Source organism: Vagococcus changpingensis (assembly GCF_058211775.1).
This window is the reverse complement of sequence record NZ_JBYVZB010000001.1, coordinates 212,296-224,944: the sequence shown is the minus strand read 5'-3', so window position 1 is coordinate 224,944 and position 12,649 is coordinate 212,296. Positions and strand designations below refer to the sequence as shown.

The window sequence follows — 12,649 nt, the reverse complement described above, 5'->3', positions numbered from 1 at the left end:
ACTCATCTATTTTTTACTGCGTCGCTTATTCTTTCCTTTTTTACTTTTAGATTTTTTATCTTTGTTATTTTTTCTACGTATCAACAACACAATGATTATAATTAATAATAACAGACCTAGTACAATAATTGCTACTAATTTCCAATTAAATCCTTTTTCTTGGACCAATCCTACGTCTCTATTATTAAATTTATCTGCTTCTTCACTAGTAATTTCAAATTCTTTCTTCCAATGCCACGTTTGATTTCTCTCACCAGACGTCACTAAAATGTCTGCTTCATAATTTCCAGGACTCATCGGTTCACCATTCATACTAACTGGGTAGTTGATAAACGAATTAGGTGCCATTCTCATCGCCGTTTGTTTTTTCTCATAAAGAACGGTTTCACTACCTTTTTTCATGATTTTAACTTCTGTCGTCATGTCATTAACATAAGACGGCATAATATTTGAAAAATTAACAAAAATCGCATTACGATAGTTAGACTGGCCAGCTCCTACCTTATTTAGTTTTAATTCAGGTGGTACATCTTTATCATTTTCTTGTAATACCACTCCTACAACATAGGCATACTTATTAACAATCTTGGTGCCACCTTCATTAGATTCTGTCCCTGTTTGATTTTCTTTTTGTATTTCCATTCCACCGGATATGACACCATCAAATGATTCATCAGGCATTTTCACAGTATATTCTACTGTTTTAGTAGCATCTGCTGCTAACTCAACTTTTTCTGGGCCTTTTAAAAGATCCTTTAAATCATATTTTAATGAGGCATCTTTTTCTAAAGTTGAAACACCATACTCAATAACCCCATTTTGGTTGGTTTTCGCACTGTTTATTTTTACAGAAATAGACATTTTTTCTTTACTTGGATTATTAAAAGTAATAGATAATTTTTGTTCCTGTCCAGGCTCCATGTTTAATTTAAAATAACCTAAACTTTTATCAGTTTGATTATCCGGATAATTGATTTTATAATTAAAACCGGTTGGTGATTCTGCCTTTGCAGCAGAGGCTTCATGCGACCATCCTATCATCATGCATAACATAACACCTAATATCATCACTAATTTTTGACTGACTCGTAATTGTCCCCTCATAACAAACCTCACATCTACCATTATTTTATTTGTTTCTAAAAACACATAAAGTCAAAGCCAGTTTCGACACTGACTTTGACAGATTTTCTTTATTTGTATTTTAACATAATAATATTACTCAGCAGCGACAATTTTCCATGTTACTTCAGCTTCATAATCGCCTTTAACCATATCAGTTGCTGTTGCAGCTGGGACAGTTAACTTAACAGATTTGTCATCTGTCGCTGCTTCTTCGCCTTGAGTTTTGTAGTCTTTACTTTGACCAAATTCCATAGTAAGACGACCTTTACCTTCTTTTTCCTCTTTAGCAGCTGTTACCACTGTTTGTGCTCCGCTTGATTCAGACAGTGTAAAACTTGTTTGAACGTTTGATGGTACTACTTTACTTGCAGCGGTAGCGTCATTATCTTGTGTTTGTGATGCTATGAGACCATTTGAAAAATCAATAAGTGAACCTTTTAACACATTTTCACCTGAAGTAAATTGTTTAGTTAATTCGGCTGTTACTGTGTATCCGTAAGTCCCTCCTGCACGAACGTCAGCCCATTGTACGTAAGCCCCACGCGTTTTAGCTTTGTCATTAAATGTTACTGGTTCTGCGAAAGCTTCCACATCGTTTGCTGATGTTTTGATTGTTCCAAAGTTTAAATCGGTTGTTCTTTCAATAACAAGAGTTCCTGTATCAGGGTTTTTATTTTCCTTTGGTGAATCCGGATCTGGATCTGGTAAATTTTCACCAGGATTTTCTGGATCGACTGTTTTTGTGTCTTCCCCACCTGCAGTACCTTCTTCCACTTTTACTGAGCCTTTAGATGTTAAAGATGTTGCCTCAGCTGATGCCAATAATGGAGCGCCTAAAGTTGATACTCCTAATACTGCCAATAAAGTTGATGAATAAATTTTTCTTGCTTTCATGATATTTCTCCTCCCAAATTTATATATATATCTATATATATGTTAAGGTAATTTACCTAACACCCATGTTAATTCTGTTTCATAAGAAACAGGTTGAATCGTTGTCGAATCAGGGACAGTCAACGTCACAGCAGAATTTCTCATCAATGGTTTTTTTGTTTTTTCATCAATAAGTTGATTATTATTGTCATCCACTGCTGGTGACAACGTTGGCGACTGATTCTTAGTGTTCTTGTCAGATGCCCCAAATGAGATAACCCATGTACCACGTGCTTCATTTGGTTTGGCTGATGCCACTTCATATGTTACTCCCATTTCGTTAATTGCAATCGTTTCTCTTGTAACGACAGGAGGTCGACTATCACTCATTGAATTGGCCCACCCTTTATCCAAAGATAATACCGCTCCCTTTAATTCTTCAGCAAGACGAGTATCTTTTGTGACACTAGTAAACTGACGATTTTGTTTTACCTGAAGTGTCCATCCAGCTGTAGAATCTTGGTGATTTGTGATTTGGATATAGTTAGCACGGGCATCTACATTTCCATTAAATGGTTGCGCTAATGCAGCATATTTACGGTTTGTTTTAGTAATCTTATTAGCTCCAAAATTCAATGGAGAAATAAAATCAAATCTCAAGCTACCATTTGTTGAATAATTATTATCATCTGGATTACTTGGCGTTCCAGGATTACCTGGATTTTCAGGATCAATAGGATCTGTTTTATCCGATACTTCAACACTAACTGACCCATTATTGGATAAATCACTATCAGCACTTACCAAAGTTCCCCAAAATAAACTAATCAAACAAACACCCACTAAACAACTTAGTAATTTCTGTTTTTTATGAATCATAACGGTCGTCCTTTCTACGTTTTCGTAAAAAGAATAACATAACAACAACTATCACAATAGCAACACCAATCAGACCATAATTTTTTATAGCCTCACCAGTCTGAGGTAATATCCCTTTATTGGTTGTCTTATCAGTTTGAGTTGTGTTATTTTTTGAAGTATTTTTTTGAATGGACGAGCTAGATGTTGGTTCATCTTTGGTCGATTCACTATTATCTTCATAAAAAGATATTTCACTAGGTACAACCACCTGACCATTAGTGGAATCCCCTAATACCATATAAGGTTTAGTTAAAATACTCATTAGCACAACCAACAAACAGATTAAAAAATGATTCCTTTTTTTTGTCATCCTTTCATCTCCTTAAGGTTGCCCCTCCATAACGTTACAGGTGATTTCTTCGGCATATTGCCTAGTATAGGCACCACCTGAAGAGCCTAGTTATACTTTACTATAGCACATGATCCTTTTTAATACTAAAAATATAGCGAACAGCCGTATCATCACTACTACGATTTAGCAATAATTATAACTTAATAATGACCAATATCACACACTATAACTTTTCCAATTCTTTCATAGGGGAACGAATAACCTATTATTTAAAAGCTTTAAACTTCAATAACGTACATAATAAAACGATGTATAAATGTTATACTTTGCACGTAGGAATTACAAAACAGTTTATGAATCATAAATAAATGACACTATATATCCATATTATGACTAAACTGATTCCTATTTCTAGCGTATATTAATATACGTTACTTTTCAATGCTGATACTTTCTTAATGTTGACTTGCCAACCGATTGACATGCTTATTGAAACCAAAATAGCATGAATACAAAGAAGTAACAAATGGTTTATCCTTCCTATGATAAGTTAATTGCTAGTTTATCACCCTCTCCTCCAATTAATCAATCTTTTTTAACATAAAAAAGCATTAAATAGAACCTAGAGCTGTTTTAAAAATTAAATGAACGGCTTCATGCCTATTATAGTTAATATATGTTGAAAAAACAAATTTTTTATGAATTTTATTAGAAATTATTCTATAAAAAGATAGTTATTTACAATAGTTATAATTGAATTATATCTATTATCTAACATAATACACATGATATAAAACCCCTTACACAGCAGAAGAATAAGAAATAACCAGTCTCTAATTAGAGACTGGTTATTTCTTATTCTTCTGCTGTGTTGTCATCGCTATAAGTCATTAATACTTTACGTGGTTTACTTCCTTCAGACGCACCAACGACTCCCTGTTCTTCTAATTCATCAATGAGTCGAGCGGCACGGTTATAACCAATTCTAAAACGTCGTTGAAGAAGTGAGATACTCGCTGTTTGCATTTCAATGATAAGAGCCTTGGCTTCATCAAAATACTCATCCAAATCAGCAGTAGAACCGTTTGTTGTAGTATTTTCTGATGGCATCATATTCTCTTGATAATCTGCTTCTTGTTGATTGGTCACAAATGCTACAAGATGTTCAACTTCTTCATCTGATATAAAGGCCCCTTGTACACGAATGGGTTTATTTTCACCCACGGGAACAAACAACATATCTCCTCGACCAAGTAATTTTTCCGCCCCATTACTATCAATAATGGTTCGCGAATCAATCCCACTTGATACAGCAAAGGCAATTCGTGAAGGGACGTTTGCTTTAATAATTCCTGTAATAACATCCACACTTGGTCGTTGAGTAGCTAAAATCATATGAATACCAGCCGCTCTTGCCATCTGTGCTAATCGAATAATGGCATCTTCCACTTCATTACTTGCAACCATCATCAAGTCAGCCAACTCGTCAACGATAACGACGATATAAGGTAAACTTGATTTGTTTTCTCCAGTCGTTTGATTATGTTTTTTCACCATATCATTGTAGCCATTCATATTTCGCACGCCAAAGCCCGCAAACAATTCATAGCGTCTTTCCATCTCTTCCACCACTTTTTGCAGGGCTTGTGCGGCTTTTCTAGGATTTGTCACAACAGGTGTCAACAAATGCGGCACACCATTATAGACATTTAATTCCACCATTTTCGGATCAATCATCATCATTTTAACTTGATGGGGTTTAGCCTTCATTAAAATACTCGAAATGACTGTATTAATACAAACCGATTTTCCACTACCAGTAGATCCTGCTATCAATAGATGGGGCATTTTCGTTAAATCTGCCGTCATCACTTCACCAGAAATACTTCGCCCTAACGGCACTTCAAGTAATAACTCATCATGATTGTTTTCTGACTCAACCACATCACGAAATGAGACCATACTGGTTGCTTGATTTGGTACTTCAATTCCAATCAATGATTTCCCAGGAATTGGCGCTTCCATCCGAATATCTTTCGCTGCTAAAGCTAAAGCTAAATCATCGGTCAATCCAACGACTTTACTGACTTTCACCCCAACAGCTGGTTGAATTTCAAACCGAGTCACAGAGGGCCCAAGACTTGCGCGCACCACTTTGGCATCCACACCAAAACTATCAAATGTTTGTTCCAATACCTTAACATTTTTTTCAACTAATTTGTATTCTGCACTTTGATCAGTGAGCGGAATATCATTTAATAATTCAACTGGTGGTAATTCATAATCTTCGTTTTCTTCACCTTCTGGTAAATCAAAAAAGAGTGGCTGTTCTTTTTCGGATTCACCCGTTTTATTTTCTGTTGATCCCTTTTTAGGTCTTGCAACGGTTTGTTGTTGATCACGCTTTTTATAATGATCTTGATAACTATCAATTTCTAAGGTCAGTTGTTCTTTCTCACCTGCCTCATCATCACTCATTAAGGGCGCTTGTTGTTTTTTTTCTTTGCTTTTTGTCTCTTTGGGTTTATTTTCTGAAACTTTTAACTGATTTTTCTTATTCAGTTTTTTTTTTTCCTCTCGCTCTTGCTTTTTTTCTTTTAGTGAATGAAAAAACTGACCACCAAAATCAACTACTTTATCAGCGACTTGAGACACACCGATATTAGAAACAAGTAGCACACCTGCGACCATCGCTAGAAAGGCAACCACATAAGAGCCTGCCTTAGACACTAAAAAGTACGTTACGGTATAAAGAAGGGCTCCAATCATCCCTCCTCCAACTGATTGCGTGACACTATTTGCTTTTATGTCAGAAGAAATTTTTTGCCATGTCATGGCTAGGATGTTTGTATCACGACTAATCGTTTTAAATAAGCCAATTTCAATAAATAGCAATAATCCTAGAAAAAAGACTAATAGACCTATTACCAAACTTTTTCGTTTAAATTTAGGGTCTTTTCCCATTAACATCAAAAGTGCTCCATAAATAATTAAATAAAGAGCCATTACTAGATGCAAGTTTCCCACAAAAAAGCGAAAGACGTTTGTCATCAACATCCCTAAAAATCCTAATCGTAATCCCCCTAAAATACCAAATAAGATAAAGGACACACCAATTAGGAAATAAGTTGTTCGCTCTTGTTGTGCTTTTTGCTTCTTAGTAGGCGCTCGTTTTGTTTTCTTTTTCGCCATAATCTCTCTCCTTTAAGTCATCAGTGATATTATACTATATTTGTTTTAGTTTTTCTTGTTCTTTTATTTTTTTAAGCAAACACTCGTACCTATTTCTTTTTCTCATAAAATTCTAACAAATTAATTAACACAGCTTTTCTTAACTAGTTAAACTGACAATAAACTAGCTTTTATTGTCATAGCAACATCAAGTAACCCAGTGTTAACCTATGCTGTTTTCAAATTAAAACTCTATACAATATAATAAAAAATGAAAAAGATGTGAATTAATTTCAAAACAAGTGTTTATTTTCATCGTATTTTACAGTATATTATATTAATATTACAAAAAGGAGAGAACAATATGAAAAAGATTAAAAAGTTATCATTAATCCAAAAAATCTGTATAGGGATTGTCGTCGGGGCAATTTTAGGGATGTTAGTACCTTCCTGGACTTGGATTAAACTACTAGGTGATCTCTTTATCGGGGCTTTGAAGGCAATTGCCCCTTTATTAGTCTTTTTCCTCATTATCGATTCATTATCTAAACAACAAAAAGGCATTAAAACGCATATGCGAACCGTCATTATTTTATATTTGAGTGCGACTTTTATTGCTGCCTTAGTTGCGGTGTGTGCCTCAGACTTATTCCCAGTAAAATTGGTTTTACCTGATGTAGCTGTCAAGCAACAAGCACCAGATGATTTATGGAACATTTTATCTGATATTATCATTGGAGCTGTCATGAACCCAGTTCAAGCCATTATCGAGGGTAACTACCTGTCTCTACTATTTTGGGGAGCAGTTATTGGTGTGTGTATGAGAAGTGCAGCAGACGTCACAAAAAATGTCCTGTCAGATATTTCAGATACCATTTCTAAAGTCATTCAAATTATTATTCAACTAGCTCCCATTGGGATTGTGGGATTAGTCTTTAATTCTATTTCTGAAATCGGAATTAAAGGACTAGCCGAGTACGGTAAGTTAATTTTATTATTAGTTGGAACGATGTTGTTTGTGTCATTTATTGTGTACCCATTTATGGTCTTTTTACTACTCAAACAAAATCCTTACCCATTAACAATGTTTTGTATGAAAGAAAGTGGGATTCCTGCTTTCTTTACACGTAGTTCAGTTGTTAATATTCCAATTAATATGGAATTATGTGAGAAACTAGGATTAGATAAAGAGTCATACTCTATTTCTATCCCACTAGGAGCAACTGCTAATAGTGGTGGTGCGGCGATTACGATTTCAATCATGACGTTAGCAGCGGCTCATACAATGGGAATGGATATTCCGTTTCCTCTTGCTTTTCTACTCTGTTTATTAGCAGCCATTTCATCAACTGGTGTCTCTGGTATTGCTGGAGGAAGTTTACTTCTTATCCCACTAGCATGTAGCTTGTTTAATATTTCAAATGATATTGCCATGCAAGTTGTTGGAATTGGATTTATCATTGGAGTTGTCCAAGACTCTGTTGAAACAGCCCTTAATTCAGCGGCTGATTTGTTGTTTGCAGCAACAGCGGAATTTTATGATAAGCAAAAATCTGGTCAGACAATTGATTTAAATGAATGTGTCAGAGAAGCTAGAAAATTACTTTAATAAAAAAACTTCCTCAAAAGTTGGGGGAGTTTTTTTATGATTTAAATTTAGGCGCTAAAAACAAATAGACAATAATAATCTGCCTTTAACAAGGCGAATGATGCTACAATGCACACTAAGGAAAGTTTAATAACCTTTTTTAAAGCATCCCAAATGGATGATACAAAAGTTGCACCATTTTTAACTGATCGAACTGAAAAAGTAATCTATGATGTTCATGACAAAGCTGTGTATATTTTAGACTGGTCTGAAAATGGTTTTATCACTACATTTAAACGCCTGTAGCCTTCCAATGATTGGAAGGTTTATTTTTTTGTTGTCATCACTCTTTATCTTTTCTTAAACTTGTTCATAAATACTTCTTATTATTTTACGTTTCATTTAAGGTTTAGCTTGTATGATTAAGACAGTTCAAAGAGAGAGTCATTCAACACGTTGAATGTTTATTAGAGTAATAGAAACTCATTTATTTCTAGCTCTTGCTTATATGTGGGCGAACGTGGTGTTTTCACTCTAAGAGTCTAAACGTGTGTTTGTTCTCTATTTACCGAGGTGTAGGTTCGAATCCTACCGTCCACTTAGTGCCATCATTTATTTGAAAGGATGATTTTTATGAAGAAAAAAACTGTTATCATTGCCACTATCGCGACTGCTATCCTTGCTTTTAAAAAGCATCAACAAAAAACACTTAATAAACAGACTGGCTTTTATAGTTAGTCTGTTTTTTTAACTCATTTGAAAGGCCAGTATTTTTTGCTTAATATCAACCATCTCTTCTTCACTTGCTGGAGTGTCTTTTATCGACTGATTGAACCAATCAGGCAATGTTTCTGTTTTTGATGTGGTTGTCTTACCTTTTTTACTTTCAACAACAAGTCGCTCAAATGTTTCTCTTAACTTTTTAGGATGTCTGATATGACGAGACCAAAAATCATTGGTTGTTAACCAGTTAATCATGTGAGCTATGTCCTCTATTTTCACGCCATCTTGCCTATTTAACAAGTACATCTCACTTGCCCAATCATTTAAGTTAACTTTGCTCATCTCTTTTGGAAAATCTTTTGATAGATTCATGTGTAACATTTTTGCTAGTCTCATATGCTCTTTCGTATACGGATGCTTTTTATTCATTGTTTTATTCTTTTTAGTATTCACTGTCTTATTCTCTTTAAACTTTTCTTCAATAGGGGTAATCACATTCGTTGGTGGGGTGAGCTCTTTTGGTTTCATAGGCTCTTCAACAATTTTTATATGCCTCTTGTCTATTTCTTTACTGTCTTTTTTATAATGCAACTCCACTGTCACAAAGCCTTGCTCTTTTAATTGGTTAATCCATTTTGAAATAGACGTTTTACTCACATCATATAGTCTGGCAAAATAATCATTGGTTGCCCAGCAATACCCTTGTTGATGACATAAAGCAGAAATGTCTCCATATAACAGTTTGGCATTAGCACTGATCGTTTTCGCATATCTCACATGAGCTGGAATAATCGCAAAATAAGTTGGTTGTGTTGTCATCATCTCATCCTCCATCTTTTTTTCTACACTTATATAAACGTTTGAGAAATGGATTCTGTCACTCATATTTTTAACTTGCTAAGATTTACTTATGACTAGTTTTATCTTACGATGAACTAAATCACAAAAAGGAGGCATGTTTTATGCAACGTGGACTTGATCCGATTTTCAATGAAGACACAAGAATACTGATTTTAGGCAGTGCACCAAGTGAGATGTCATTAAAGAAACAACAATATTATGGTAACAATGGGAATCAGTTTTGGAAAATGATGTTTGCTTTTTTTTAATGTCCCCTTTGAAACAGACTATGACAAAAGAGTAGCGTTACTGCTAGATCATCATATCGGCTTGTGGGATGTGTATCATTTATTTGAGCGCAGAGGGAGTTTAGATACGTCTATCAAAACAGCGGAATTAAATGATTTTAGTGAAATTTTAGATACAGCGAATATTCAATTAATTATCACGAATGGTAAAAAAGCCTATGAGGAAGTGTTAGAAAATCAGTTATTTCCGGATATAACCATCATGCCTTGTATTTCAACGAGTGGCGCTGCGAATGGGTATATGAAAAAAAGAAGACAACAGTGGTATGAGGCGTTGGAGATGGTGAGATAAAGAATAAAAAATTCTTTACTTAACCATATTTTTTAACCATAGAAAATAAAGTCATTTTATGATAAGATAATTCAGCAATTGTTCAAACTTGCACAATTTATTTTGAGAGGGTTTTTTTATTTGAAAAATATACTTGATTACCAACCATTAAATCTTTATACCAACTACAAAGAGGCGGCCGAAAAAACGCCGACGATTCCGATTATTTTTGATGAAACACTACCAGCTTTTGCCTCACTTGGCTTAGAAACAACATATAAAGACAGCCATAACAAAATATTAAAAAGAGCATATCAGTTAGCCCATTTAGGTGTTAAAAAAGGCGATAAAATCATCCTATATAAAAGTCCTAAGTTTGATACGTATTTACTTGCTGTCGCAGCCTCCTTCCTTGGTGCGATACCTGTCATGGTGTCTTACCATTTACCGCCTGAAACCATTAGCGTGTTTGTTGAGCGTTTAGAAAATCCATTTATTTTATTTGATGATATGACTGATGTTAATGTAAGAGCCGTGCAAAACAGTTCACATGATAAAAAGATTTCATTAGAGACATTATTAAACGCCCCAGCACAACCTGTATCGCAAGAAGAGTTGGGCAAAGATGACATAGCATACATGACTCACACGTCTGGCACAACGGGTATACCAAAACTGATTTGTCATTCTTATCACTCAATGGGATGGCGAACTAAATGGCAACGAGAAATTTTTACTCATATTTCAAAAAAAGAATTGGTCGCGTTTCACATCTCACCTGTTCACTCTCGTTTTAATATTGGGGTTTCTTCTTTGATGAGTATGGGATTTCCTATGATGCCGCTAGCAAATGCTACACCTCAACGAGTGGAAGACATGCTAACAACACACCAACCTATTGCTTTAGAAACTCATCCAAATAATTTCGTCCAATGGGCAAGACTGGCAAAAGAAAAACCTCAAGTGTTTACTAGCATTAAGTTTTATCATTCGACATTTGATGCAATAAACAATGCGACTATGTTAGCCTTTTTAAACGCGTCAAAAGAAAATGACCCTATCTTTTTACAAGTTTACGGTCAAAGTGAATGCGGTCCAATGATTTTACGTTCGCACACCATTAATTCACTAAAAGACTCTGATGCTCGTGATATGGGCGTTGGACTTGAAGGATTAACAAAAGCCAGAATTACCGATGAAAATGGCACACTGCTACCTGTCATGACAGATGGACACATTCAATTTTTATCAAAAGGACGTGCGTTAACTTATTATAAAGAAGACGCTCGTTTCGAAGAAAATGTTTATGGTAAATGGTGGGATAGTGGCGATTATGGCATGATGGACGAGCGTGGTCACTTATACTTAAAAGATCGCCAAGTCGATTTGATTGAAAACATTGATAGCACTCTTGCACTGGAAGATTATTTATTAGATGCCTTAGATTTCTTAGAAGAAGTCGTGATTGTGCGTGGAAAAGACAATTCCCCTCAACCTGTTTTAGCTGTCGTGCCTGGAAAAGAAATGGATTGGGACGCGTGGTGGATGCAAGTAGCTGACTTACCTCACTTAAATGAGCCCATTATCAAAACATTTGACGAGATACCTCATACTGCCACAATGAAAGTTCAGAGATTATTGTTGGAGAGATGGTTGAAGGAAGGATAGAAAAAAACGTTAGAGATGTGAAAACATGTCTAACGTTTTTTAATATTAATGACTTTAGTCATCCTCATCATTTGACGTAGAGCCAAAATAGAATCAAAATAAATATTTGTGTCTTTCAAATCCAGTGATACTCGCATACAATGGTTGTAAGGCATATGAATCTTCCTTTCTAAAATTTGGTTTTGTCACTTTAATTTTACCTGGAAAATTCGTATGTTTCTTTTTTTATGTAAAAAAAATAGATGCAGATGAATTTCTTCATCCACATCAAAAATTATAAGCTGTACACTAAATCGTGTTGATAGATTAAATTCTATCAATGCGATTTTTTGTTTTAAGCATAGAAAAAAGGGCATTCTTATTGGTAAAATTAGGTCGTCTATAACTAACATTACAAAGGAGAATACCCCTATGGATAATAACACAAGAAAACTACTCAATTTAACAGATGATTCTCTTATTTTTAATGAGGATTGGTTATCCCACGAATCGATAAACAACCGCTCAGTTAACACGATGACAGGAAGATGAGTGAATAAAGATAAGCAATGCCAGAAATATGGATGTTATCAATCCGTTAAAAACGGAACGTATCAAACCATTAGTCAATTGCCTGAAGTTTAACGTCGCCCAACTTATCTGGAACTTCACAGAGAACGTTACCTTTGTAGAAACTGTGACTCAACTTTCAGTGCTTCTACTTCTCTAGTAGATGACTATTGTCACATTTCTAAACAGCTTAAATACCAAATTGCTTTTGAATTAAAAGAGAATCAATCACGTAAAAAAATCGCAGAATGCCACAGTGTCTCTGAAATACTGTTAAACGTGTGTTAGTCTCATTTACGAACAATCAGCAACCGAATATT

Annotated in this window: 11 protein-coding genes; 5 read left to right on the top strand and 6 right to left on the bottom strand. The window is 34.9% G+C overall.

Annotated elements, in window-relative coordinates; genetic code table 11:
* Positions 1 to 6 precede the first annotated feature (6 nt).
* The 5 genes from AC37UB_RS01220 to AC37UB_RS01200 all read right to left on the bottom strand — a co-directional run bounded on the left by AC37UB_RS01220 (position 7) and on the right by AC37UB_RS01200 (position 6,403).
* Positions 7 to 1,104 carry a WxLIP family cell surface protein gene (locus AC37UB_RS01220; protein WP_490685192.1) on the bottom strand — a complete coding sequence of 366 codons (1,098 nt, stop codon included), beginning with the start codon at positions 1,102 to 1,104 and terminating at the stop codon, positions 7 to 9.
* 114 nt (positions 1,105 to 1,218) lie between these two features.
* Positions 1,219 to 2,019 (bottom strand): WxL domain-containing protein, encoded by an 801-nt coding sequence (locus tag AC37UB_RS01215; RefSeq protein WP_241698951.1) that lies wholly within the window; start codon positions 2,017 to 2,019, stop codon positions 1,219 to 1,221.
* A gap of 42 nt (positions 2,020 to 2,061) precedes the next feature.
* Positions 2,062 to 2,877: a WxL domain-containing protein gene (locus AC37UB_RS01210; RefSeq protein ID WP_117972233.1), complete on the bottom strand. Its 816-nt coding sequence runs from the start codon at positions 2,875 to 2,877 to the stop codon at positions 2,062 to 2,064.
* The gene (locus AC37UB_RS01205) at positions 2,867 to 3,229 is read right to left on the bottom strand and encodes an EF2685/EF0750 family sortase-dependent surface protein (protein WP_490685191.1); all 363 of its coding nucleotides are present in this window, start codon (positions 3,227 to 3,229) and stop codon (positions 2,867 to 2,869) included. Before AC37UB_RS01205 ends, AC37UB_RS01210 begins: the two co-directional genes overlap by 11 nt.
* Before the next feature lie 837 nt (positions 3,230 to 4,066).
* Positions 4,067 to 6,403: a DNA translocase FtsK gene (locus AC37UB_RS01200; RefSeq protein ID WP_490685190.1), complete on the bottom strand. Its 2,337-nt coding sequence runs from the start codon at positions 6,401 to 6,403 to the stop codon at positions 4,067 to 4,069.
* Positions 6,404 to 6,746: 343 nt separating this feature from the next.
* Between AC37UB_RS01200 and sstT the strand changes: the two genes are divergently transcribed.
* Together sstT and AC37UB_RS01190 are read left to right on the top strand one after the other, a co-directional pair.
* Positions 6,747 to 7,991, top strand: a complete 1,245-nt coding sequence (gene sstT / locus AC37UB_RS01195) for a serine/threonine transporter SstT (RefSeq protein WP_490685189.1) — start codon at positions 6,747 to 6,749, stop codon at positions 7,989 to 7,991.
* 153 nt (positions 7,992 to 8,144) lie between these two features.
* Entirely contained in the window at positions 8,145 to 8,276 is a 132-nt protein-coding gene (locus AC37UB_RS01190) for a hypothetical protein (RefSeq protein WP_256463838.1), read from the top strand.
* A 441-nt stretch (positions 8,277 to 8,717) separates the two neighbouring features.
* Here the strand turns inward: AC37UB_RS01190 and AC37UB_RS01185 are convergent, their stop codons facing one another.
* Entirely contained in the window at positions 8,718 to 9,512 is a 795-nt protein-coding gene (locus AC37UB_RS01185) for a helix-turn-helix domain-containing protein (RefSeq protein WP_490685188.1), read from the bottom strand.
* Between the two features lie 143 nt (positions 9,513 to 9,655).
* On the opposite strand from AC37UB_RS01185, the gene AC37UB_RS01180 reads away from it, so the two are divergent.
* The 3 genes from AC37UB_RS01180 to AC37UB_RS01170 all read left to right on the top strand — a co-directional run bounded on the left by AC37UB_RS01180 (position 9,656) and on the right by AC37UB_RS01170 (position 11,780).
* Positions 9,656 to 9,802: a uracil-DNA glycosylase family protein gene (locus tag AC37UB_RS01180; RefSeq protein ID WP_490685187.1), complete on the top strand. Its 147-nt coding sequence runs from the start codon at positions 9,656 to 9,658 to the stop codon at positions 9,800 to 9,802.
* On the top strand, positions 9,789 to 10,133 hold the full coding sequence (locus AC37UB_RS01175; protein ID WP_490685186.1) for a uracil-DNA glycosylase family protein: 345 nt from the start codon (positions 9,789 to 9,791) through the stop codon (positions 10,131 to 10,133). Before AC37UB_RS01180 ends, AC37UB_RS01175 begins: the two co-directional genes overlap by 14 nt.
* Positions 10,134 to 10,253: 120 nt before the next feature.
* Positions 10,254 to 11,780 (top strand): class I adenylate-forming enzyme family protein, encoded by a 1,527-nt coding sequence (locus AC37UB_RS01170; protein ID WP_490685185.1) that lies wholly within the window; start codon positions 10,254 to 10,256, stop codon positions 11,778 to 11,780.
* The last annotated feature ends 869 nt before the right edge of the window (positions 11,781 to 12,649 follow it).

Coding starts and splice junctions, on each gene's coding strand:
- AC37UB_RS01185 (WP_490685188.1), bottom strand. CDS start 9,512: ATGACAACACAACCAACTTATTTTGCGATTATTCCAGCTCATGTGAGA.
- sstT (WP_490685189.1), top strand. CDS start 6,747: ATGAAAAAGATTAAAAAGTTATCATTAATCCAAAAAATCTGTATAGGG.
- AC37UB_RS01210 (WP_117972233.1), bottom strand. CDS start 2,877: ATGATTCATAAAAAACAGAAATTACTAAGTTGTTTAGTGGGTGTTTGT.
- AC37UB_RS01220 (WP_490685192.1), bottom strand. CDS start 1,104: ATGAGGGGACAATTACGAGTCAGTCAAAAATTAGTGATGATATTAGGT.
- AC37UB_RS01200 (WP_490685190.1), bottom strand. CDS start 6,403: ATGGCGAAAAAGAAAACAAAACGAGCGCCTACTAAGAAGCAAAAAGCA.
- AC37UB_RS01180 (WP_490685187.1), top strand. CDS start 9,656: ATGCAACGTGGACTTGATCCGATTTTCAATGAAGACACAAGAATACTG.
- AC37UB_RS01190 (WP_256463838.1), top strand. CDS start 8,145: ATGGATGATACAAAAGTTGCACCATTTTTAACTGATCGAACTGAAAAA.
- AC37UB_RS01205 (WP_490685191.1), bottom strand. CDS start 3,229: ATGACAAAAAAAAGGAATCATTTTTTAATCTGTTTGTTGGTTGTGCTA.
- AC37UB_RS01215 (WP_241698951.1), bottom strand. CDS start 2,019: ATGAAAGCAAGAAAAATTTATTCATCAACTTTATTGGCAGTATTAGGA.